This is a genomic window from Allomuricauda sp. F6463D, assembly GCF_023015965.1.
Lineage (GTDB): Bacteria > Bacteroidota > Bacteroidia > Flavobacteriales > Flavobacteriaceae > Flagellimonas.
Window position 1 is genome coordinate 1,484,778 of the sequence record NZ_JALKAN010000001.1, and the last position, 23,617, is coordinate 1,508,394.

Genomic DNA, 23,617 nt, shown 5'->3' on the forward strand with positions numbered 1-23,617 from the left:
AATTTAGGTTTAACATATTTGTTTGATCTTTAGAACATTTTATGCACCAGAATCGCTGAACTTAACAAAAAGTTAGTAATTTTTAGGTTTTGTAGCCCTCAGCATTTCTCTTTTGCCAGGAGGTCCAGGTAATCTTTCCACAATAAAACCAACAGCTTGCATAGATCTTCGTACACTTCCTTTTGCAGAATATGTGACCAAAACCCCTCCTTCTTTTAAGACCTGGTACATCTTTAAAAATATATTCTCGGTCCAAAGTTCGGGTTGCACCCTTGCCCCGAAAGCATCAAAATAAATAAGATTGAAAAGGTTCTGCTGATCAATATCTTTGAAGTCCTTTTTTTGTTTTAGAAGCGAAAATTGAGAAGTCAAGGATACAGCTTCTTCCCATGCAACTCTATGCATGTTTAAGAATATGGATTCCTTAGCTTCGACTCCCAACTGTGTGCAATAGTCCAATTCTTTGACTTCCTCAATGGAAACCGGAAACGCTTCAACACCAACATAGTCAATGCTCAACTGTTGTTTTGGGGCCTCCAATAAAGTAATCAGTGCATTGAGCCCTGTACCAAACCCTATTTCCAAAAGTTTTATGTGTTCATTTTGAAATAAACGAAGACCATGTTCAATAAAAACATGATAAGCCTCTTGGACGGCTCCGTGTTTGGAATGGTACTGTTCATCCCAATCAGCTATTTGAATGGTTTTGGAACCATCACCAGTTGTAATAATTTTCCGCTTCAAGGTTGGTTTGCAATCAGCACCCCATCAGCTTCGAACCGAAGTGTTTTTTTGGGGTCGGTTATCTGTGCCAGCTCATCCTCAGAAGCACCTTCATCCTCTGCGTAATGCCTTTGATCCTCCACAGACATTTCTTCCAAGAAAGCTGCACCGTTCATCACAACTTTTTTACCTGCGGCATCTTTGGGCACAAAAAAGGCATAATCTTTAAAACGAACAAAAACCTCATCATCGGATGCCAGTTTTACCTTCATCCAGCATCCTTTATTCTGACAAACTTCCTTAATCTCACCGATCATTTGTGTCTGTAATGAATCTGTAGCAGAGATTTGTTCAAAAGGTTCGGATGTTTTTGCTGCTTTGCTGGAAACTTGGAATTCTTGTCCAAAATAATCCCCCTGAATGGTTTCCTGTTTGCACGAAACCAATAGCGTTCCTAATAAAAATAAAGCGGTAATTGTGTTAAAAACTTTCATTTTTGATAACATTTAAGTAAATGTAGATTAAGTATAATATTTAGATTTGTGAAACGTCCAAAACTAACAATAAATAGCTAATTTTAACACGATAAATGTAAGTGATATGGAAACAGCTGCTAACAAAATTACTATAGAAAAGGCGAAATACTCAAAAATCCAAGATGTTGATTTTGACAACCTTTCGTTTGGAAGTGTCTATACCGACCACATGTTGGTCTGTGATTATAAAGATGGTAAATGGAGTGCTCCAAAAGTGGTTCCTTACCAACCTATCTGCCTTGATCCTTCAGCCAAAATTTTCCACTATGGCCAATCTATTTTTGAAGGTATGAAAGCCTATAAGGACGAAAATGGAAAAGTGTGGCTATTTAGACCTTTGGAAAACTGTAAACGATTGAACAAATCTGCTCAAAGGTTGGCAATTCCAGAAATACCGGAAGCTTATTTTATGGAAGGACTAAATGCACTTATCAAAGTAGAAAGTGATTGGATACCGCAAAATTCCGGTAGTTCCTTATATATTAGACCTTTTGTTTTTGCCTCAGGAAACGGATTCCATGCCTCTCCAGCAGATGAATATAAATTTATTATCTCTTGCGCGCCATCGGGAGCATATTTTTCTGGCAAGGTAAAAGTGTTGATAGAAGAAACTTATTCCAGAGCTGCCAACGGCGGTGTTGGTTATGCAAAAGCCGGAGGCAACTACGCAGGGCAATTTTACCCAACGCAGTTAGCGACAGAAAAAGGATATCAACAAGTCATTTGGACCGATGACAACACACACGAATTCATCGAGGAAGCTGGTGCCATGAATGTTTTTGTTCGTATAAACAATACATTGATGACCGCTCCAACAAGTGACCGTATATTGAACGGAATCACTAGAAAAAGTATTCTGGATATCGCCAAAGATGAAGGCATTGATGTTGAGGTCCGTAAAATTTCGGTCCATGAATTGGTAAAAGCGGCAGAAAACGGATCCTTGAAAGAAATGTTCGGTGCCGGTACCGCTGCCGTAATATCACCTATTTCAGGTTTTGGGTATCATGGAAAGGATTATGAGCTACCCGACTTAGATAACAGTTATGCTGCGTTATTAAAGAAAAGAATCACCGATATTCAATATAATCGTGCAGAAGATAAATTTGGATGGCGATACGAACTTGTTCAATAAAAAAAGACGCCGATCGGCGTCTTTTTTTTATTTATCAATGATTGTTTGTATATCCGGTTTAAAATAATTTGGGCCTTTCAATACTTTCCCATCTTCACGATAAATCGGTTTTCCATCTGCCCCCAATTTACTCATATTGCTACGCTGTATCTCTTCAAATACCTCTTCTATCTTATATTGCATACCGTGTTCCAATATGGTTCCGCACAAAATATAAAGCATATCCCCCAAGGCATCTGCCACTTCAACCAAATCATTTTCGTTGGCTGCCTCTAAATATTCTCGGTTCTCTTCATCCATCAAATTAAAACGAAGATTGTTTTTTTCCTTTCCAAGGTTTGCTACGGGCCTATGTGAAACGCCCAAACCAAAAGAATTGTGGAAAACTTCCACGGCTTTTATTTTACTTTCCATTACACTTATTTGATTTAGCTTTGCATAAAAATATAAAATATGTTCAGTACGGGACAGATAATTTTTGCCACGCTATTTTTCATCGTCTTTGCAGTGTTCATCACTTTATCTTATCGAAAGGATAAAAAACTGCACAAAAAAAATTACAAAGGCACTGCTTGGGTTCTCTTTTTCTTTTTGATGTTTATAGTTATCCTCTTCTTTATCAAATACTTCCTTAAAAATTAACAGCTAAATTGTATATACCACAAAAATCCTTCTTTTCACAACAATAGAAGGTGCTCAATTTCGTTTTTATAGGAAAACTCATACTTTTGTATAACTTTAATTTAGCACCCAACCTAGATGACCGTATTTTTTAGCATACTTTTCGTTCTTCTTACAATCAACGCCATTTTGTTGATTTTCAGTGTTAATGGCGCTAAAGAAAGATTATTAAAACCGATTAAAAAGTTATCGGAAATTACTTCCACCAAAATACTACCCCACGAAGCGGTTCAAACCGAATACAAAGAAGCTGTTTAGTTTGTACCTTTAAGGCATGAAACAGGCCTTACTTGTTTTTTTGGGTGGAGGATTTGGAAGCGTCCTACGTTATATAATAACCAAACCTTTAAACCCGCTTTTTCAAAATTTCTTCCTAGGTACCTTTATTGTGAACATCGTCGGATGTTTGTTAATTGGTCTTTTTTTAGGTATTTCCGCAAAAGGCAATTTGCTCTCTTACAACAGCACGTTATTCTTAGCTACAGGTTTTTGTGGAGGGTTCACCACATTTTCCGCATTTGCATTTGAAAAACACTCTTTTTTAAAAAATGGAGATCTTCTCAATTTAGCTATTTACATGACCTCCAGCATTGTTATAGGAGTTTTAGCAGTCATTTTTGGATTATGGTTAGCTAAGTACTTCCAATAGTTATAGATTGCGTTTTTTTAGTTAAATTTTGTTAAAAAACTATATAATCATATTGTTTAAGTCTTTTTTTTGAAAAGATTTAAATAAAATCCACCTATCAATGAAATAAAATCAACAAATAACCAATAAAACATCATTTATAATTCAATACCCCTAAAATTTTAGGGGTATTTTTTTTATACTCATAAATATTGCTTCACAACCCCCTAATTTATAACCACATATGACTAATTCTTATATATTTGGCTCATAAATTAACTATTTATTATGAAAAAAGTCGAGGCAATTATTAGAAAATCCAAATTTGATGAGGTGAAAAAAGCACTACATCAAATTGAGGTCAATTTCTTTAGTTACTGGGATGTAACTGGAGTTGGAAATGAAAAACAAGGACATGTTTATCGTGGGGTGTCGTATAGCACTAGCGATATACAGCGAAGGTATTTGGTTATCGTTGTTAGCGATGACTTTCTGGAAAAAACCGTAAACGTTTTATTGGACACGGCCAGTACAGGCAGTGTGGGCGATGGAAAAATTTTCATCTCCGACATTATCGAGGGGTACAGGATCAGAACCAAAGAAAGCGGTAGCGCAGGAATCAACTAACATTAATAGCCAAAAAACTTAGATTATGATTGTACAAGAACAAGAAGCGATAGAAAAAGCCATTGAAGCCATTAACGGTGATATGGCAGCACTGTGGATTACCATAGCCGCTATTTTAGTGTTTTTTATGCAGGCCGGTTTTACACTAGTGGAAATAGGATTTACCCGAAGTAAGAACAGTGGTAATATTATAATGAAGAACGTAATGGATTTAGCAGTTGGCTCCATTATGTTTTGGGCCGTAGGATATGGCATTATGTATGGTAGTGACTTAGTCGGTGGAGGATTTTTCAGATCAAGTCCAACGGATCAAGGGTATTTCTTTTTTAGTGCAGATGATTGGTACAACCTGTTTTTCCAAACAGTGTTTTGTGCTACTGCTGCAACCATTGTATCTGGAGCTATTGCTGGAAGAACCAAATTCTCAACATATTTGATTTTCTCCGCTATACTCACAACTTTGATTTATCCTATATCAGGTAGCTGGTACTGGCCGTTTGATGATGACGCATGGTTAAACACTGCAGGCTTTGTTGATTTTGCAGGTTCATCGGTAGTGCACGCCGTAGGTGGCTCCGCCGCATTGGTGGCCGCTATTTTGGTAGGACCAAGAATTGGCAAATACGTAGATGGAAAAGCGCAAGCAATACCAGGTCACAACATGGCTTTTGGAGCTTTGGGTGTATTGATTCTTTGGCTAGGATGGTTTGGCTTTAACGGTGGCTCTCAATTAGCTTGGGGAGGAGACGATACCATTGGAGCTACCGCCGTTATCATAAACACTAACCTTGCTGCCGCCATTGGTGCCATTGCCGCACTTTTCTTTACTTGGGCCAGATACGGTAAGGCAGATATTTCCATGACCCTGAACGGGGCTTTGGCTGGTTTAGTAGGTATTACCGCTGGATGTGGTTCAGTAAACGCATGGGGAGCTCTTGTCATTGGTTTATTATGTGGATTTGTAGTAGTATTATCCATTGAGTTTATAGATAAAAAACTTAAGATAGACGACCCGGTAGGTGCCATATCCGTTCATGGAGTATGTGGTTTCTTGGGAACTGTACTTATCGGAATATTTGCACTAGACGGTGGATTATTGTACGGCGGTAGCGGAAAACTTCTATGGGTTCAGACCTATGGATCGTTGGCCTACATTATTTGGGCAGCTGTTGCCTCCTTTATAGTCCTTTTCATTTTAAAGAAGACTATTGGACTGCGTGTTTCTGAAGAGGAAGAAACCGATGGTTTGGACATACACGAACATGGTGTGGAAGCATATCCAGAACATATAACTCAGGACAAATAGTCCCAAACTCACATTAAATACTGAAAAAGGAAACGGAGCGTTCTGCCAAACGCTCCGTTGAATAACCTTTTCAATCAAACTCACAATTAAACAACTAACTGTCCTTCGCAAAAAGGGCAACTTAAAATGATTATGATATGAAAACGATTATGAATACAAATTTCGGAAAATTTTTGACCATCGCCATAATTTCAATGCTAACATTTTCCGTTTCTGCGCAAGATGAAGATACAGCTCCAAAGTTTAGCATTAGCGGAACCGTAGATGCTTATTACCGTGCAAATATAACCGCCCCTAACGATGAAGAGGCTATAGCCCCAGGATCATCTTTTGCCAACCTTCCCGGATTCTCTTTGGGTATGGCAAATGTAATAGCCGCTTACGAGGGTGAGAAAGTCGGTTTCGTAGCCGATTTGGTTTTTGGACCACGTGGTACAGATGCCATTTTCGCATCACCTATGTACTCGTCCACCGGTAATATTGTTAATCAGCTGTACGTTTATTGGAGTGTTAGTGAAGATGTCACCCTTACATTTGGTAACTTTAATACGTTTCTAGGGTATGAGGTAATTTCTCCAGCTGCTAACTTTAACTACAGTACTTCTTACTTATTTTCTTATGGACCATTTAGCCACACAGGTTTAAAGGCTGATTTTGATTTAGGTAACGATTGGTCGGCCATGGTTGCTGTTATGAACCCAACGGATTTGACCGAGTTCAATCCAACTGGAGATTATGCTGTTGGTGCTCAATTGGGATATTCCGGACAATTCTTGAACTTCTTGTACAGTCAAGGTGGTTTTGAAGTTGACTATACTGGTGGATTTGATCTTTCCGACGAATTCTTTTTGGGCATAAACGCTGCTCATTTTAGTGCAGAAGACAATGGCGGTTCTTTTACCGGCGCTGCTTTGTATCCGCAATATGCAGTTTCTGATACTTTTAGCCTAGGACTTAGAGGTGAATACTTTATGACAGGTGACTTCTTCGGTGATTCTGCAAGCATTGGTTCTGATGCTGATGGTGATGGAAGCGTTTTGGCCCTGACTTTAACAGGAAGTGCTACCATTGGAAATTTGATTCTTAAGCCAGAAATTAGATTGGATAGCTCTGCAGAAGATGCGTTTATCGACACTGATTTGGCCCCAACATCTAGTTTGGCCTCTGTGTTGTTCGCGGCCATTTATTCTTTCTAACCAACCTAGAAATAATAATATGAAAAGCCTTGTTCGAATAAGTTCAAGGCTTTTTTTAATCCATTATAAAATTTTTCATTCCTGCTCTCACATTAGTTCTCAAATAATTTTGCCTTGGCACTAGAGGGCAGGAATACTTTTTATTGTATACACAGTAAGGGTTATATGCCTTATTGAAATCAATGATCAAAGTTTCGCCTTCTGGAATGGATAAATCAATATAACGACCTCCACCATAAGTTTCTACCCCGTTGGTATTATCCAGAAAAGGTAAAAATAAATAATCTACAAACTCTTCTTCTTCAATCAAGTCTAGACTCTGGTACACCTCCAATTGATATTTAGTTTCATTTAGAGTGAAATGCGCTATTCCGTAAACCACTTCCTGAGTCTGCAGGTCCGTAGTTGAAGGCATAAAAAATGGTTTCGCATCGGGAGTGCGCTCAAACCTAGCTTTCACCACAAAAGTAGTGTCCGGCTCGAAAAAGTCGAGCCCTTCAAAATCTTTTCTATACTTATCAGGCAACGGTGATGTATCAGGATCTTTGAAACTTTCGTTCTGCCGCTTTTGATATTTAAGTATATCTGCCACCAAGTCGGAATCTGCGTTGGCCACTTCTTCTTGGTCATGGTACTTTTTACCTTGACCACAGGCCATTAAAAATAATGCCGAAAGTAAAATAGCATATTTCATTTTGAGAAATTTGTACAAAAATACAGCTTAAAACTGGGAAGGGATTATATCTTGATTACCAATCAATTTTCATCCATTTTGATATCGTATCGTGCATTATTAAAATATTTTGAAACGATTTCATTAAACTCAGGTGTTATCCGAAGCAATGCGGTGTCTTCAAGTGCATAAAGTTTTTCCTTATCCTTGAAGCCCTTTTTCAACAGTTCTTCCAAATAAAATAATGAGGTGCCAAAATCATCATTTTTAGCACTTAGGGAAATGGTTTTCAAGTAAAACTCATAATTATCCGGCTCTAAAATAGTTTTCAGCATATATAAAAATGCCAAGGCATCCTCGTCAATCACCTCTTCCGAAAGCACCATACTAACATAATCCTCGGCCATTGCGTTCACAAAACCATTTAATCGATGGCCCATTTGAATTTCAAAAGGCTTTGAACCTGAAATGAACTTGTTTATTTCTCCCATTTGATAAATCCACCAACCTAGATTATTAAAATTATAAGTGTAAATATCCTCTTCCATATAATATTGGTAATCTTCCTTGAGCATGGATTCTTTTAAAAATGCAGCATTCTCCGCCCTTTTCATTGCTTTGTATTCTTTGCTCTTTCTCAAGTCCTTCTGTACCGACCTAAGAGAGTCCATATTTTTCAAGGCTCCGTACATGGACATCATTTGGGTCATATGGTGCTCAGCCCATAGCAAGTCTCCAATACTTTTTAATTGGTTCACCTTTTTCAGATCTTCTAAATATACCTTTTCTATATAAGTTGAATCTTTTGAAATCCATTTTCTCCCCATGGCATCCAAAGTAAATATTTGCATGCCCTTTTGAATATATGAGACCCCGGGCCATTCGCCATTCCCATCATAAATTAAAACCTGATTAGGGAACTTATATTTATCCAATAGTTTGGCATCGGCAAGCATAAAAGGGTAATTATAGTTTTCCTTGTTTACGATACCCACAAAATGAAAGGATCGCTTCATATTAAGGAGTTCACTATTGGCTAAAGAGGCCCCAATTGACATGACACCGTTCACACCTTTAACCAGCACTGGAACTAGGCTAGCAAACTGCCCTCCTGAGTCTTCTCCTGCCACATAAATACGGTCTCCATGAATTGGCAACATACTGGTGATTTTTTGTATGGTGTTACTGGTCATCACCATATTCTTGGTCAAAGAAACACTATCAACCAATTTAGGTGCAACCAAAACATACCCTTCATTCTCAGCTGCCATTACAAACATAGAAAGCGCACTTTTCTCTTTTCCCTCGGCATCAAAGACCATGAGCAATGGCCATTTTTTGTCCATTGAAAATTGTTTGGGAACGTAAATGGAATAGGTATTTTCGGTTGAATCATTTACCGATAGGTCTTCGACCATCTCTCCTTTTTTTAAAACTATTTGTTGGGAAAAGACTGAAATTGTACAGAAAATAGTCAGAAGCGGTAACAAATATCTTTTTCTCATAATTGAATTTAATCAAAAATCTAGCCAAAGTTTACTGGGTAATCATCAAATTATTCCATTGGCCATTTACCTACCTTGCTTTTTTTGATAGGTGCATTGCCAACAACACTGGAAAGTACAATATGGGTTCTACATTCACCGTACACAATAAGTTCATCGATGAACTTTTCCAAATGGGATTGATCTCGAAGTACAACCTCCATTATAATATTCTCGTTACCTGTAATTCTGTAACAATTAACCACTTCCTGAAAAGTTTTGACCTTATCCAGAAATGGTTTGAGTTTCCCCATAAAGGCACGAAGCATAATAATGGCCTTTAACTGATAACCTGCCTCAACATAGGAAATATCCGTACCATAATGCTCAATAATTCCAAGGTCTTCCATCTTTTTTACACGCTCTGCCACAGCTGGCGGTGTTAAGCCAATTTTTCTACCAATATTGGCAAAAGATTCCCTTGCATTATGCTGCAAATGATTCAATATTTGCCAATTCAAGTCATCTATCTTCATATTAAAAGTAATTTATCGATATTTTTTTGTTTTTAAAAGTAAAATCGAATGTTAACCTTATTAACAAAAGTAAAAAAATTTATTTCGTGCGTAATTTTATAATAGAAAATTGCTGTTAAAAATGGAGAGAAATTCTCTTAACTCTTTAGGTGTATATCGTAAATCTTTGGCGCTACGCGACATGAGCGAAGCTGTTGCGGCTTATTTTACACAAAACAGGGAAATACTGTCCTTTCGTAAAATTGATTCTTTTCGAGACGATATTTCCAAATCATTATTGGTTGATGCAGACCTAATCACTAAAGAAGTGGAACAAGCGGCTCTTAGCAATTGCCATAACTCTCGAATGAGGAGCCTTTCCTACGTAAATATTATGACCCGTAACATTTTAGCTTATTGCAATGGACTTGAAAGGGACGGTGTCAAAGAAAAAGAATATCTTAATCTCCTTCGTAAAGAGATTAGAATTTTCAGGGTTTCCTTTAAAAAATGGAGAAAATCCTTGAACCACAAAAACGATTAGCATACCTACATATTTCTACGGTATTGCCCTCCTACTTGGAACAATGCTTCCGTAATTTGGCCTAACGAGCAATACTTGGAAGCCTCCATTAATTTCTCAAAAACGTTTGTATTGTTCGTAGCTGCCTGCTGCAGCTCACTCAACTGTTCTTTAGCTTTTCGCTCTTCTCTATTATGAAGATTCCTCAATGTTTTTATTTGATTTTCTTTTTCACTTTCGGTAGCTCGAATCACTTCCGCAGGAAGAATTGTAGGTGATCCTTTGGAACTCAAAAATGTATTCACACCAATTATAGGATACTCCCCTGAATGTTTGAGAGTTTCATAATGAAGACTTTCCTCTTGAATTTTAGACCGCTGATACATGGTTTCCATTGCGCCTAGCACACCACCACGTTCCGTAATTCTATCAAACTCCATTAAAACCGCCTCTTCTACCAAATCGGTCAACTCTTCAATTATGAATGACCCTTGTATCGGGTTTTCATTTTTAGCCAACCCCAGTTCTTTATTGATGATCAACTGGATAGCCATAGCCCTACGCACCGATTCCTCGGTCGGTGTGGTAATAGCCTCATCATAAGCATTGGTGTGCAGTGAGTTACAATTATCGTAAATCGCATACAATGCTTGTAGCGTGGTTCGGATATCGTTAAAATCAATTTCTTGGGCATGCAGACTTCTTCCCGAAGTTTGGATATGATATTTCAACATCTGTGCCCGTGGGTTTGCACCATATTTTTCTTTTAAGGCTTTTGACCAGATACGTCGAGCTACTCGACCAATAACCGCATATTCCGGGTCCACTCCGTTAGAAAAGAAAAATGAGAGGTTGGGACCAAATTTGTTGATATCCATGCCTCGACTCAAATAATATTCCACATAGGTAAATCCATTGGAAAGCGTAAAAGCCAATTGTGTAATAGGATTGGCCCCAGCCTCGGCAATATGATAGCCCGATATGGATACAGAATAAAAATTACGCACTTGTTGTTCTATAAAATACTCCTGCACATCACCCATTAACCTAAGTGCAAACTCGGTAGAAAAAATACAAGTATTCTGTGCTTGGTCTTCTTTTAAGATATCGGCTTGTACTGTTCCGCGAACTTGGTTAAGGGTATTTGCTTTTATTTCCTCGTACACTTTTATCGGTAGTACTTGGTCGCCAGTAATCCCTAAAAGCATCAAACCCAGTCCATTGTTTCCTTCAGGAAGCTCACCGTAATATTGCGGTTGCTCTATGCCCTTATCATTAAAAATGGTTTTGATTTTATTTACAACTTCTTTCTCCAGACCATTTTCTTTGATATATTTTTCGCAGTTTTGGTCAATGGCAGCATTCATAAAAAAGGCCAGAAGCATTGGTGCAGGACCATTTATGGTCATGCTAACTGAGGTCATCGGACTACTTAAATCAAAACCGGAATATAACTTTTTGGCATCGTCCAAACAACAAATGGAAACCCCTGCGTTCCCTATTTTTCCATAGATATCCGGGCGATGGTCTGGGTCGTTCCCGTACAATGTTACGGAGTCAAAAGCAGTCGATAAACGCTTCGCTGGCATATCCATGCTCACGTAGTGGAAACGTCGGTTTGTGCGTTCTGGACCACCTTCACCCGCAAACATACGAGTTGGGTCCTCCCCTTCTCTTTTGAATGGATACAGACCAGCGGTATATGGAAATTCCCCAGGAACATTTTCCTGCAAGATCCATTGTAAAATATCGCCCCAAGCTTTGTATTTGGGCAGTGCCACTTTAGGTATCTGACTGTGCGACAACGATTCGGTATGGGTTTTTATCTTTACTTCTTTATCTCGGACCTTAAAGGAATAGGTATCAGTCTTATATCGATTTACTTTTTCTCTCCATGTTAAGATAGTTTCCCAATGATGTGGGTTTAAGTGCATTTTTACCCTATCGAACTCTTTGATGAGCAGATTCGTCAATTCTTTGGAGTCATCGTTTGTAATATTTGATTCAAGTGCATCCTCATCTATTCCAGATTTGTCCAAAAGCAAATCCTCCGCTTTTTCTTGATCTATTCCCAATACAGAGGCCAACGTTAAAAAGATTCCATAAAGCTTTTGCGCCACCGCCGCTTGTTTCTTGGCATTTGTATCATAATCCCTGTTACTTTCAGCTATTTCCGAAAGATAGCGTGTTCGAGATGGTGGAATTACATAAATTTTTTCTGCCATTACCTGGGTCACCTCAACGGTGGAATTTAAACCGGAATCCGCTTTTTTCACAAGGGTGTCCATCACCATTTTATAAAGATTGTTCATCCCTGGGTCGTTAAACTGGGAAGCAATAGTTCCAAAAACAGGCAGTTCATCTTCCTTGGCATGCCATAACCCGTGATTACGAGCATATTGCTTTTTAACATCGCGTAGCGCATCGAGTGCTCCCCGTTTATCAAACTTATTTATGGCAACGATATCGGCAAAATCCAACATATCAATTTTCTCCAATTGTGTAGCGGCACCAAATTCGGGCGTCATCACATAAAGAGACACATCGCTATGCTCCAATATTTCAGTGTCGGACTGCCCAATTCCAGAAGTTTCCAGAACAATCAAGTCATATTTAGCGGCCTTTAGCACTTCAACAGCTTCGGAAACATACTTGGACAAGGCCAAATTGGATTGGCGTGTGGCCAAGGAACGCATATATACCCTATCATTATTAATGGCGTTCATTCGGATTCTATCTCCCAAGAGCGCACCGCCAGTTTTTCTTTTTGATGGATCAACGGAAATTATCCCGATGTGCTTATCCGGAAAGTCCAGCAAAAACCTACGGACCAGTTCATCCACTAAACTGGATTTTCCTGCTCCTCCGGTTCCCGTAATTCCCAAAACAGGTACATTACCCTGTCTTTTTTGAATCGATGATTGATATTTTTCGAATTCCTCGTGCCGGTTCTCCGCCAAGGAAATCAATCTTGCCAAGGTATTGGCATGTTTTTCTTCCAATTCGTTCTCCACAGATTTTCCTTTCGCAAGGTTTAAATCCGGGACAGCTGCATCGCAACGCTCCACTAAATCATTGATCATGCCTTGTAGCCCCATTTCACGGCCATCGTCCGGAGAATATATTCGTTCAATACCGTAATCCATCAGTTCTTTTATTTCCGCTGGAAGGATTACACCGCCTCCACCGCCAAAAATCTTGATCTGTTCCGCTCCTCTTTCCCTAAGCAAATCGAACATATACCTAAAATACTCGTTGTGCCCACCTTGGTAGGAGGTGATTGCAATTGCATTCGCATCCTCTTGAATGGCACAGTCAACAACCTCGGCTACACTCCTATCATGACCCAAATGAATTACTTCCACACCCGTGGCCTGGATAATTCTTCTCATAATATTAATGGCTGCATCGTGACCATCGAACAACGAAGCTGCAGTTACAATTCGAATTTTATGTTTGGGCTGATAGGGCTTTTTTTGTTCCATCTGCAATAAAAGGTGAAAATTTGCAATGCAATTTACGAAAAAGGCAATGAAAAATTAATTTTGATTAAGATTATACAAAAAATAATAAAAGTTTGGGCTTCCTTTTTTGAATATCATAATTTTACCCGCTCAAACCCACTCCATGAACCTGACCATTGTTATAAATTGCCCGGATCAATCGGGAATTATTCGCTCCGTAACCACTTTTATCCATCAACAAAAAGGAAATGTTGTATACCTTGATCAACATGTGGATAAACAGGCCGGTGTATTTTTTATGCGTTTGAAAAGTGAGTTCGAGGAAACTATTGACCTATCCACCTTTAAAAAGGGTTTTAAAAAAGAGTTGGCTACTGGTTTTAATATGACATGGGATGCATACACTGATGAATATAAACCTAAAATGGCCATTTTTGTTTCAAAGTACAATCATTGTCTGTACGATTTATTGAGTCGATATAATTCAGGGGAGCTATCAGTCGAAATTCCTTTTATTTTGAGCAACCATATGGACCTTGAATATGTTGCAGAACAATTTGGCATACCTTATTTCCATATTCCCGTAACCAAACAAAATAGAATTGAGGCTGAAAACAAGCAACTGGAATTATTAAAAAAGTACGATGTAGATTTTATAGTATTGGCCAGATATATGCAAATAGTATCACCTAAACTGATAGACATTTATCCACAGAAAATCATCAATATCCACCATTCATTTTTGCCTGCTTTTGCTGGAGCCAAGCCCTATCATGCTGCTTTTGAACGAGGGGTTAAAATTATTGGTGCCACTAGCCATTATGTCACTGAGGATTTGGATGCCGGCCCCATTATTGAGCAAGATGTCACTACAGTTTCGCACACACATTCGGTAAAAGATTTTATTGCAAAAGGAAGAGATTTGGAACGAATTGTGTTGTCCAGAGCCGTACAGCTTCACGTAGCACGCAAAACCATGGTATATAATAATAAAACCGTGATTTTTTCATAATTAAAGATTATGTATCTTATAATCAATAGGTATGAACATGCCATTAAAATATCGATCCTAAAATGAATCAAGACTATATACAACCCAACCCGTGGAGCATTATTGAAGAAGGATTTGACAAGGAACGTGTTAAATCTTCCGAGAGCCTTTTCAGTATAGGAAACGGAGCTATGGGGCAGCGCGCCAATTTTGAAGAATCATATTCGGGGGCAACTTTTCAAGGCAGCTATATCGCCGGAGTTTACTATCCTGATAAAACCCGTGTGGGGTGGTGGAAAAATGGCTATCCAGAATACTTTGCCAAGGTACTGAACGCCCCAAATTGGATTGGTATTGATGTAAGCATCGACGGTACACCCTTGGATTTGGCCACTTGCACCAACATCAAAAATTTTAAGAGGGAACTTAATATGAAAGAAGGGTGGTACCGCAGAAACTTTAGAGCCACCACACCCAATAATATTGAAATAGAAGTTACAGCTACGCGATTTTTGAGCCTGTCCCATGATGAAGTTGGAGCAATCAAATTTGAGGTCACTCCACTAAATGCTGATGCAGAGATACTTTTTAAACCATACATTGACGCAGGCATCACCAATGAAGACAGTAACTGGGATGATAAATTTTGGAACACGACCAAAGTTGAATCAGATAAAAACAGGGCATTTATAGAATCGCATACCATGAAAACACATTTTAATGTGTGTACTTTTATGCAAGCCTATTTGATTCATGAGGATGCTTTGGTAGAGAAACCTAGCGCCCAAAGTAAAGAAGAACTTACCATTGGTTTTGAATTTGCTCGAAAAGCCAAAAAAGGAGAAAAGGTCAGCTTGATTAAATATGGTGGGTATACCGTTGATAGAAATCATGATGCCAATAAATTAATAGAAGCTGCGAACACCACACTGGACCAAGTGTCTTCGATTGGATTTGATGCATTACTGGAAGAACAGAAAAAAGCGTGGGCGTCCATCTGGGAAATGAGCGACATTACCATAGAAGGCGACGTGAAAGCCCAACAAGGCATCCGGTTCAATATTTTCCAATTGAACCAAACTTACACCGGTACAGATTCCCGTTTGAATATTGGCCCTAAAGGGTTCACTGGTGAAAAATATGGAGGAAGCACGTATTGGGACACCGAGGCTTATTGTATTCCTTTTTATATGGCAACCAAAAATCAGGAAATAGCTCGAAAATTACTCAAGTATCGCTATAACCATTTAGAGAAGGCCATTGAGAACGCCGGAAAGCTCGGTTTTAAAAATGGAGCCGCGCTCTACCCTATGGTTACCATGAACGGTGAAGAATGCCACAACGAATGGGAAATCACTTTTGAGGAAATCCATAGAAACGGTGCTATTGCATATGCCATTTTCAATTATACCCGATATACCCAGGACTACACTTACATTCCAGAAATGGGATTGGAAGTTCTTATTGGAATCGCCCGTTTTTGGCAACAAAGAGTCAATTGGTCCGCCCATCAAAACAAATATGTAATGTTGGGAGTAACTGGGCCCAACGAATATGAAAACAATGTAAACAACAATTGGTACACCAATTACATTGCTAAATGGTGTTTGGATTACACATTGGAGCAATTGGAGTACGTGCAACAGGAACATCCAAACGATTATAAGAGAGTTTTAGAGAAAACTAAGTTGACCAACGACGAAACAGGCTTATGGAAAAAGGTGGCCGACCAAATGTACTTCCCTTATTCCGAAGCGCACGGAATTTATTTACAACAAGATGGTTTTTTGGACAAAGATTTGGTTCGTGTGGTGGATCTTGATCCAAAAGAACGACCTATCAACCAACATTGGAGCTGGGATCGAATCCTTCGTTCACCATACATAAAACAAGCAGATACGTTACAGGGCTTTTACTTTTTTGAAGACCATTTTACCAATGAGGAATTGGAAAAACATTTTGATTTTTATGAGTCCTATACGGTTCACGAATCATCACTTTCGCCATGTGTGCATGCCATACAAGCAGCAAAATTGAACCGCATGGACCAAGCCTATACTTTTTATTTGAGGACCTCTCGCTTAGATTTGGACGATTATAACAAAGAGGTGGAAGAAGGGTTGCACATTACCTCCATGGCAGGAACCTGGATGAGTATTGTGGAAGGTTTTGGCGGTATGCGGATAAAAGATGGAAAGCTTTCCTTTTCACCTCATATTCCCGACCAATGGGAAATGTATTCCTTTAAAATCAATTTTAGAAATCGTGTGATCAAAATTACGGTTACAAAAGATGGTCCAAAATTCGACATTGATAAGGGTGAAGTTTTAGAAATTTTTGTAAATGATAGCCCTATGACATTATCCGCTTAATAAAAAAGTCTAATAACACCGTAAAAGGAAGTGAGTTAGTGATTTGGGCAGTAAAATTGAATCGATTTCATCTAAAAGTCTGTAAAATCCCCCTATTAATTAGGTATTAGAATTATTTTCGCCACAAATTAAAAATTTTATCAATGAAAAGATTACTGCTATGCGTTTTAGCATTGCAACTTGTAGGATGTGCAGAATTACAACAAGTTGTAGACCAATTACCCCAGGGAACTACTGCAATAGGAAATGACCAAATTGCACAAGGCTTGCGTGAAGCCTTGAATTTGGGTATAGAAAAACAAGTTGAGAAATTAACCAGCGAAAATGGGTTTTACAGTAACGAACTTGTTAAAATTATGCTGCCCGAAGAATTACAAAAGGTAGACAAGACCCTTCGTGATATTGGATTATCAAGTTTGGCGGACGAAGGTTTGAAAATAATCAATCGTGCTGCTGAAGATGCTGTTGCGGAAGCTACCCCCATTTTTGTTGATGCCGTTAAGGGAATTACTTTTAATGATGCCAAACAAATTTTGTTGGGCAATAACAATGCTGCCACACAATATTTGGAGCAGGCAACCAAAACACAATTATATAATAAGTTCAACCCTGTGATCAAAAGCTCTTTTGAAAAAGTAGGAGCAGACAAAATATGGAGCAATATCATTACCAAGTACAACAACTTGCCCTTGACCAATAATGTAAATCCTGATTTAACAGATTATACAACCGACCAAGCATTAGAAGGTGTATTTACCATGATTGCTGTAGAAGAACAGGAAATTAGGAATAAAGTCTCATCAAGATCAACAGATTTGTTAAAAAAGGTGTTTGCTCTTCAAGATTAATCATAATTTTTTAGCAAAAACACAATAACCTATAAACGAGAGCGTTATAAACTCAATAATCAAGAATAATTATAACAAAATCCTAAAGTTAAATTAACCTTGACCTGAAGGTTAAACTTGATTTTTGTACAAGTTATCTGAGTTAGCATTTTTTTGAGTTAGTTAGTTTAAAACCGGTGAATTTCACCGGTTTTTTTTGTTTCTGAACTTTACAAAAATCACCCTCCCGCATGCTTCCATCCAAAAGTCAAATGCACAATGATTGTAGAACAAACCATTTTTATTTGCACTATCCCCATTTCTACAAAATAGCCCTAACTATGTATGAAAACAAAACATGGTTTTAAGAGAAGAAACACATCTATTTATAAGCACAACCAACTAAAAGATAGTTTCAGGTTTATTCAGAATAAAATGTATGTAGTTAGCTAAAACCACGGTCATACGTTAAATTTTAGATAAATTACCTCATTTCTAGATGTATACCACCATATCCCGTAATCCATCAGATCTTTTTGAACGTATCTTTGTTATAAAATATTTGAAAGCTATGAATAATCAGTATTGCAAAGTTGGGGCAGTTACACCAATCACCGGTTTAAGTCAAGCAGCATCAGTTTTGGAAGTAATGCACAACAACTTTATGGAAAAAGCTGCCAATGTTTCGGGAAAAGATAATCAGTTAGGTGAATTCTTTAAAAGAAAAGCGCAAAGCATCAAAAAGGTTTTAGAGAGCTTAGCTTAAGCATTACGTAAGTTTTGCCAGCTCCAGTTCCATTTCCTGCTGGATTTCGTGTGCCTTTTTCGCTGCGGTTTCATCAAAATCCGAACCTGTTGAGGCATACAAAATACCTCTTGAGGAGTTCACCAACAAACCTACATCTTTGGTGATTCCGTATTTGCAAACTTCCTGCAAACTTCCTCCTTGCGCACCTACACCTGGAACCAATAAAAAACTTTCAGGAACAATTTTTCGGATATCCTGAAGATAAGTAGCCTTTGTGGCTCCCACAACATACATTAATCTTTCCGACCCTTTATAGGTTTTTGATATGGACAATACTTCTTTATATAATTCCTGTCCATCCACACTTTTGGTCTGAAAATCAAAAGCTCCTTTGTTTGAAGTCAACACCAATAAAATCGTATGCCTATCCTCAAACTCTAAAAAGGGTTCTACTGAGTCCTTGCCCATATAGGGAGCAATCGTGATTGAATCAAAATCCATAGTCTCAAAGAAAGCCTTGGCATAACGCGTGGATGTATTTCCAATATCACCCCGTTTGGCATCGGCAATCGTAAACATTTCTGGATAATTTGCATTCAAATACTCCATGGTACGCTCCAAGGCTTTCCAACCTTGTATACCGTATGCTTCATAAAATGCAATATTAGGCTTGTAGGCCACACAATAGGAATGTGTTGCATCGATAATGGCTTTGTTGAAAGCAAAAATGGGATCTTCTTCTTTTAGAAGATGTTCTGGAATTTTATCCAAATCTGTGTCGAGACCAACACAGAGAAACGATTTTTTTTGATGTATTTGGGCAATTAAATCTTCTATCTTCATGTTGAAATGCTCTCGATCGTACTGGAAGTTAGTTTAAAAGATTAAAATATCTCCGACGCTTCTTTAAGTTTTTCAGTGTTTTCCACCAACATCAACTCATCAATTATTTTTTGGACATCTCCATTGATAATGTTCTGTAAATCATAGAGAGTCAGACCTATTCTGTGGTCGGTAACCCTGCCTTGTGGATAGTTGTATGTACGGATTTTGGCAGAACGGTCACCACTACTTACTTGTGAATTACGTTTAGCAGCATCTTCCGCCTGTTTTTTGGCGAGTTCCATATCGTACAAACGTGAACGAAGCACTTTAAATGCCTTATCCTTGTTTTTGTGCTGGGATTTTTCATCTTGACATTGCGCTACAATACCTGTAGGTTCGTGGGTCAAACGCACTGCTGAATATGTCGTATTCACCGATTGTCCACCAGGTCCTGATGAACAGAAATAATCTATACGAACATCCTTTGGGTCTATCTGAACATCAAATTCTTCTGCTTCGGGAATTACCATTACGGTAGCAGCACTTGTGTGCACCCTACCCTGTGTCTCTGTTTGTGGCACACGTTGTACGCGATGTACTCCCGCTTCAAACTTAAGTGTTCCGTACACATCATCGCCGTTTACTTCAAAATGGATTTCCTTGAATCCACCACTGGTTCCATCACTTAAATCAATAACATTGGTCTTCCAACCTTTGGATTCACAATATTTGGTATACATACGGAATAGGTCGCCGGCAAAAATACTGGCTTCATCACCTCCGGTTCCTGCTCTGATTTCCATCACCACATTCTTTTCATCCTCTGGATCTTTGGGAATCAACAGGTATTTTATTTCTTCTTCCAACTTGGGCAAGGCACTCTTTGCCTCATCCAATTGCATTTTCGCCATTTCCAACATTTCAGCATCACTGCCATCGGAAATAATTTCTTCTGCTTCTTGGATATTATTGGTAAGGGTGATGTATTCGTCGCGTTTATCGCTGAGCAACTTTAAATCTTTGTACTCCTTGTTCAGCTTTACGTAGCGTTTTTGGTCCGATATAATGTCGGGCTGAATGATAAGGTCCGATACCTCATCAAAACGCTGTTTTACTATGTTGAGTTTGTCTAGCATAAATCAATCCACCTAATAGGAATGCGAATTTACGATTTTTTAGTTGGATTATTTTACTGCCCAATGTGGTCAGTTACCAACAAAAGTAGTTCCCAAGGTAACAATGAACGCATTGAGGCCATCACTACGGTCATATTGACTAAAACGGAGGTTGATGGTTTTCAACCCAAAATTAAGCAGACTGGTACTGGTGAAAATATCCTTGTACTGCACCCCTATCCCATATTGATGGGCGTTATACCCTGAAAGATCATAGTCGGAAGTATAGAAATCATACGTGGACAGTGCCTGCTCTTTTGGGTAGAAGTAGTCGGCCGCAGTTTGGGTATAGTATCGGTAAGTTGGGTACAAGGTAAACTTATCGGTAAGTTTGAATGGAACTTCCAAACTGGCCGTATGCGAACTTATTCCCCAATCGTCCCAATAAAAACGATAGTACGAACGCAACACCACCAAATCATTTAAATAATAATTCAGACGACCGCCAACAGGAATTTTAAATCGATTATCCGGTAATTGCTCCACATTGTCCGCCAACTGAAAATCATCAATATAAAAATCTTCAAAATCCGAGAAATATACCCGTTGGAACGGAGTGCTCAACAATCCGTTCTGGGAAACTACATCCATGAAAAGGGCGCCTTGCATTTTTGTGCTCAAAATCTGTGAAAAGCTTAGCGAAAGGGAATAGGAATTTCGTTTTTCGTCCTCAAATTCTGAAAAAATTGGATTATAAGTACCATTTCCAGTAGCTCTGCTGTCAAAAAAACCATCTGTCAATTCAATCGGGTACTGTGAGTTCCATTTATCCAAAAACACATTACCGCTCAGGGTGATTTCTGTATTCTTTTCGTTGAACAATTTGGTATAACTACCTCCAACACCAATCGAAAAATAATCATACTCGGATGAAAAATAGGCATTGGCACTCCATATTGAGTTACGATCATTGGAACTATGTTGGTAACTGGGGTTGATATACACGAGTAAATCTTTTCTCGATTCACCTGAGGAAGCGTCAAAAGGTGTGACATTAAGACCACCATCCAAAGGATTTACATTACTTGATGAAGCCGAAGTATAAGCGGATAGACCAACATCAATTGTCAATATATCATCTTCGTTCATGGGCATTCGTATAACCAAGCTCGAGGTAGCATCGGTCAATTCCTCAGTACCTTCACCACCCGTTACCGCGGCGTTCTGTCCATCTTGGTTATAATAACTGAAGAGTAAATCAACTTCGCTTGTTTCCAATACCCTTTGTTTATATGAGGTGTCACCTTGCTGACTCCATCCAATGAACATCGCCATAAAAAACAATATTACGAGGCATGATTTTGAGGACTTGGACAACTGGGTCATGAGGTTTTTTAAATATTGAATACTCGCTATCTGTAATAATCTCCTTTTGTACGTCATTCCGAATTTATTTCGGAATCTCATTACCCTAGTTATCAAAAGCCAAATGAGAACCTGAAACAAGTTCAGGTTGACGAAAATTTTGTTTATGGCAAAATCTGGACAAACATTTTTTTTAAATTAATCATTTGAAGTTCTCATTCAATTACATCCACATCCGCCCCCTGTTTTGCCACCATTGGCACCAGCAGAAGCTTCTCTGTAAATATGGAAATTGGTCTCGAACCGCTCATCCGCCCTTGCACTCAATTGCATCTCCTCATCGTTCAGGTAAACCTTGTCGTACTCACGCACGGCCACACACGAACTCGAAAAAATCAAAAGCAGCAACAAATAAAACGCTTTTTCCATACTTTAAATGTACTAATTCATATCGAACACTATGCCCGAACTTCGATGAACTTTATTTTCCCCATCTACCACAACAGCCTCAACTCCATTAATTTGATTGATCATATGAAGGCCAACATCCCTACCCATAATAAAAACTGCAGTAGCCAAGGCATCACATAATTCAGCTTGTTTAGCAAAAATTGAAACGCTATGTATCCCTTTAATGGGAAAACCAGTTCGAGGATCGATAATGTGAGAATATTTTTCCCCATCTAGCACAATATATTTTTCATAATTACCCGATGTTGCAACAGAAGACTCAATAACGGGCAACCAGCCAAACACTTTATCCTTGCTCAGTGGGTTGGCAATTCCGACCAACCATTTTTCACCCGTTACTTTGGTTCCCCAAGTGGTAAGGTCTCCAGAGGCATTGATGATTCCGCCTCGGACATCTTTGGATACCAGTAGTTCTTTGGCCTTATCCGCAGCGTACCCTTTTCCTATGGCACCAAATCCAATATGCATACCCTTTTCAGGTAAAAACACGGTTTGATTAAGCTTATCCATCTGAATTTTTTGATAACCGACTTTTGAAACGGACTTATTTATCTCATCCTCGGTGGGGACTTTATCCATGGTACCGTCAAATTTCCAAATCTCATCCATGGAGGCATAGGTAATGTCAAAAGCACCATCCGTAATTTCAGATATTTTGATGGATCGCTCGATCAGGTCGAACAATTCTTTGCTCACCCTCACAGGTTTGATACCTGCATTTATATTGATCAAAGATGTTTCTGAATCTTTATTCCAAGATGATATAATCCTTTCAATACGTTCAATTTCCGATACGGCCTCATCTATATTTATATATCCTATTTCCTCGTTGAGGGCCACCACGGTAATCTCAAAGCGAGTCCCCATTAGTTTTAGCTCTTTTTTTACAGTTACATAATCCTGTCTTGCTTGCCCGTAGGAAAGCAAACAAAAAAAACCGCACAAAAGAGCCGTGAACACTTTCATTTAAGGAACTTGTTAAGCGTCTTTATATATTTCTCAGGTTTGGTGCGTGCCACAAAACCGGTAGTACCCAACACTTGTTTATCGCTATCCATAACCACAACCAAGGGAAAATAACCTTTTGGGTTATACTTTTCTGCCAAAGATTTGTTCACATTTAATTTATCCTGAGGTAGTTGATTTTTCTTTTTTCGGGGAAAATCGGCGTAGTACATTACATAATGCTCAGAAGCATAAGCTTTGAACTCCTCGCTATCGAATATGTGTTTTTTTAACCGGATACAGGGTGCGCACCAATCCGATCCTGAAAAGACCAGTATAATCGGCTTGTCCTCAACAGCTGCCTTGGAAAGTGCATCATCAAAATTTTCTTGCCATTCTTGGGCCTGTAGCATACCGGCACATGCAAATAACACAATGTAGATTATATATTTCATAAAATTTGGGAC

At 38.7% G+C, this 23,617-nt stretch carries 24 protein-coding genes; 11 read left to right on the plus strand and 13 right to left on the minus strand.

Features of this window, described 5'->3' with window-relative positions; all coding sequences use genetic code 11:
* Positions 1 to 72 precede the first annotated feature (72 nt).
* A complete protein-coding gene (gene mnmD / locus MWU56_RS06625; protein WP_247043163.1) occupies positions 73 to 744 on the minus strand; it encodes a tRNA (5-methylaminomethyl-2-thiouridine)(34)-methyltransferase MnmD in 672 nt (223 codons plus the stop codon).
* Positions 741 to 1,217, minus strand: coding sequence for a DUF4920 domain-containing protein (locus tag MWU56_RS06630; RefSeq protein ID WP_247043165.1), 477 nt, complete (start codon positions 1,215 to 1,217; stop codon positions 741 to 743). Before MWU56_RS06630 ends, mnmD begins: the two co-directional genes overlap by 4 nt.
* Before the next feature lie 106 nt (positions 1,218 to 1,323).
* Here MWU56_RS06630 and MWU56_RS06635 point away from each other — a divergent pair, with 106 nt between their 5' ends.
* Complete coding sequence (locus tag MWU56_RS06635; protein ID WP_247043167.1) at positions 1,324 to 2,394, plus strand: branched-chain amino acid aminotransferase; 1,071 nt, start codon at positions 1,324 to 1,326, stop codon at positions 2,392 to 2,394.
* A 27-nt stretch (positions 2,395 to 2,421) separates the two neighbouring features.
* On the opposite strand, the gene MWU56_RS06640 is transcribed toward MWU56_RS06635, so the two are convergent.
* On the minus strand, positions 2,422 to 2,808 hold the full coding sequence (locus MWU56_RS06640) for a nucleoside triphosphate pyrophosphohydrolase family protein (RefSeq protein ID WP_247043169.1): 387 nt from the start codon (positions 2,806 to 2,808) through the stop codon (positions 2,422 to 2,424).
* Positions 2,809 to 3,153: 345 nt separating this feature from the next.
* On the opposite strand from MWU56_RS06640, the gene MWU56_RS06650 reads away from it, so the two are divergent.
* From MWU56_RS06650 to MWU56_RS06670, 5 genes are all read left to right on the plus strand, one after another.
* Positions 3,154 to 3,333: a hypothetical protein gene (locus tag MWU56_RS06650; RefSeq protein ID WP_247043172.1), complete on the plus strand. Its 180-nt coding sequence runs from the start codon at positions 3,154 to 3,156 to the stop codon at positions 3,331 to 3,333.
* Between the two features lie 16 nt (positions 3,334 to 3,349).
* Positions 3,350 to 3,724, plus strand: a complete 375-nt coding sequence (crcB, locus tag MWU56_RS06655; protein WP_247043174.1) for a fluoride efflux transporter CrcB — start codon at positions 3,350 to 3,352, stop codon at positions 3,722 to 3,724.
* A gap of 267 nt (positions 3,725 to 3,991) precedes the next feature.
* A complete protein-coding gene (locus MWU56_RS06660; RefSeq protein ID WP_247043175.1) occupies positions 3,992 to 4,330 on the plus strand; it encodes a P-II family nitrogen regulator in 339 nt (112 codons plus the stop codon).
* A gap of 25 nt (positions 4,331 to 4,355) precedes the next feature.
* Positions 4,356 to 5,636: an ammonium transporter gene (locus MWU56_RS06665; RefSeq protein ID WP_247043176.1), complete on the plus strand. Its 1,281-nt coding sequence runs from the start codon at positions 4,356 to 4,358 to the stop codon at positions 5,634 to 5,636.
* Positions 5,637 to 5,773: 137 nt separating this feature from the next.
* On the plus strand, positions 5,774 to 6,832 hold the full coding sequence (locus MWU56_RS06670) for an outer membrane beta-barrel protein (protein WP_247043177.1): 1,059 nt from the start codon (positions 5,774 to 5,776) through the stop codon (positions 6,830 to 6,832).
* Positions 6,833 to 6,887: 55 nt separating this feature from the next.
* Here MWU56_RS06670 and MWU56_RS06675 read toward each other — a convergent pair whose 3' ends face one another.
* The 3 genes from MWU56_RS06675 to MWU56_RS06685 form a co-directional block, all read right to left on the minus strand.
* Entirely contained in the window at positions 6,888 to 7,526 is a 639-nt protein-coding gene (locus MWU56_RS06675) for a DUF1684 domain-containing protein (protein WP_247043178.1), read from the minus strand.
* 62 nt (positions 7,527 to 7,588) lie between these two features.
* Positions 7,589 to 8,923 carry an alpha/beta hydrolase gene (locus tag MWU56_RS06680; protein WP_247043179.1) on the minus strand — a complete coding sequence of 445 codons (1,335 nt, stop codon included), beginning with the start codon at positions 8,921 to 8,923 and terminating at the stop codon, positions 7,589 to 7,591.
* A 137-nt stretch (positions 8,924 to 9,060) separates the two neighbouring features.
* Positions 9,061 to 9,525: an Lrp/AsnC family transcriptional regulator gene (locus tag MWU56_RS06685; protein WP_247043180.1), complete on the minus strand. Its 465-nt coding sequence runs from the start codon at positions 9,523 to 9,525 to the stop codon at positions 9,061 to 9,063.
* A gap of 121 nt (positions 9,526 to 9,646) precedes the next feature.
* Between MWU56_RS06685 and MWU56_RS06690 the strand changes: the two genes are divergently transcribed.
* Positions 9,647 to 10,048, plus strand: coding sequence for a hypothetical protein (locus tag MWU56_RS06690; RefSeq protein ID WP_247043183.1), 402 nt, complete (start codon positions 9,647 to 9,649; stop codon positions 10,046 to 10,048).
* Positions 10,049 to 10,053: 5 nt separating this feature from the next.
* Here MWU56_RS06690 and MWU56_RS06695 read toward each other — a convergent pair whose 3' ends face one another.
* A complete protein-coding gene (locus MWU56_RS06695) occupies positions 10,054 to 13,512 on the minus strand; it encodes a methylmalonyl-CoA mutase family protein (protein WP_247043185.1) in 3,459 nt (1,152 codons plus the stop codon).
* Positions 13,513 to 13,654: 142 nt separating this feature from the next.
* On the opposite strand from MWU56_RS06695, the gene purU reads away from it, so the two are divergent.
* The 4 genes from purU to MWU56_RS06715 all read left to right on the plus strand — a co-directional run bounded on the left by purU (position 13,655) and on the right by MWU56_RS06715 (position 18,447).
* Positions 13,655 to 14,503 carry a formyltetrahydrofolate deformylase gene (gene purU, locus MWU56_RS06700; RefSeq protein ID WP_247043186.1) on the plus strand — a complete coding sequence of 283 codons (849 nt, stop codon included), beginning with the start codon at positions 13,655 to 13,657 and terminating at the stop codon, positions 14,501 to 14,503.
* Positions 14,504 to 14,565: 62 nt separating this feature from the next.
* Complete coding sequence (locus MWU56_RS06705; protein WP_247043187.1) at positions 14,566 to 16,854, plus strand: glycoside hydrolase family 65 protein; 2,289 nt, start codon at positions 14,566 to 14,568, stop codon at positions 16,852 to 16,854.
* 143 nt (positions 16,855 to 16,997) lie between these two features.
* The gene (locus tag MWU56_RS06710) at positions 16,998 to 17,702 is read left to right on the plus strand and encodes a DUF4197 domain-containing protein (protein WP_247043188.1); all 705 of its coding nucleotides are present in this window, start codon (positions 16,998 to 17,000) and stop codon (positions 17,700 to 17,702) included.
* 478 nt (positions 17,703 to 18,180) lie between these two features.
* Complete coding sequence (locus tag MWU56_RS06715; protein ID WP_247043190.1) at positions 18,181 to 18,447, plus strand: hypothetical protein; 267 nt, start codon at positions 18,181 to 18,183, stop codon at positions 18,445 to 18,447.
* Positions 18,448 to 18,450: 3 nt separating this feature from the next.
* Here MWU56_RS06715 and pyrF read toward each other — a convergent pair whose 3' ends face one another.
* The 6 genes from pyrF to MWU56_RS06745 all read right to left on the minus strand — a co-directional run bounded on the left by pyrF (position 18,451) and on the right by MWU56_RS06745 (position 23,605).
* On the minus strand, positions 18,451 to 19,272 hold the full coding sequence (gene pyrF / locus MWU56_RS06720) for an orotidine-5'-phosphate decarboxylase (RefSeq protein WP_247043192.1): 822 nt from the start codon (positions 19,270 to 19,272) through the stop codon (positions 18,451 to 18,453).
* A 41-nt stretch (positions 19,273 to 19,313) separates the two neighbouring features.
* Positions 19,314 to 20,390, minus strand: a complete 1,077-nt coding sequence (gene prfA, locus MWU56_RS06725; protein ID WP_247043193.1) for a peptide chain release factor 1 — start codon at positions 20,388 to 20,390, stop codon at positions 19,314 to 19,316.
* A gap of 69 nt (positions 20,391 to 20,459) precedes the next feature.
* A complete protein-coding gene (locus tag MWU56_RS06730) occupies positions 20,460 to 21,755 on the minus strand; it encodes a DUF3570 domain-containing protein (protein ID WP_410548929.1) in 1,296 nt (431 codons plus the stop codon).
* A gap of 198 nt (positions 21,756 to 21,953) precedes the next feature.
* A complete protein-coding gene (locus MWU56_RS06735) occupies positions 21,954 to 22,163 on the minus strand; it encodes a DUF4266 domain-containing protein (protein WP_247043194.1) in 210 nt (69 codons plus the stop codon).
* Positions 22,164 to 22,175: 12 nt separating this feature from the next.
* Positions 22,176 to 23,171, minus strand: a complete 996-nt coding sequence (locus MWU56_RS06740; protein ID WP_247043195.1) for an FAD:protein FMN transferase — start codon at positions 23,169 to 23,171, stop codon at positions 22,176 to 22,178.
* Entirely contained in the window at positions 23,168 to 23,605 is a 438-nt protein-coding gene (locus MWU56_RS06745; protein WP_247043196.1) for a thioredoxin family protein, read from the minus strand. The genes MWU56_RS06740 and MWU56_RS06745 overlap by 4 nt, the downstream gene beginning before the upstream one ends.
* Between the last annotated feature and the right edge of the window lie 12 nt (positions 23,606 to 23,617).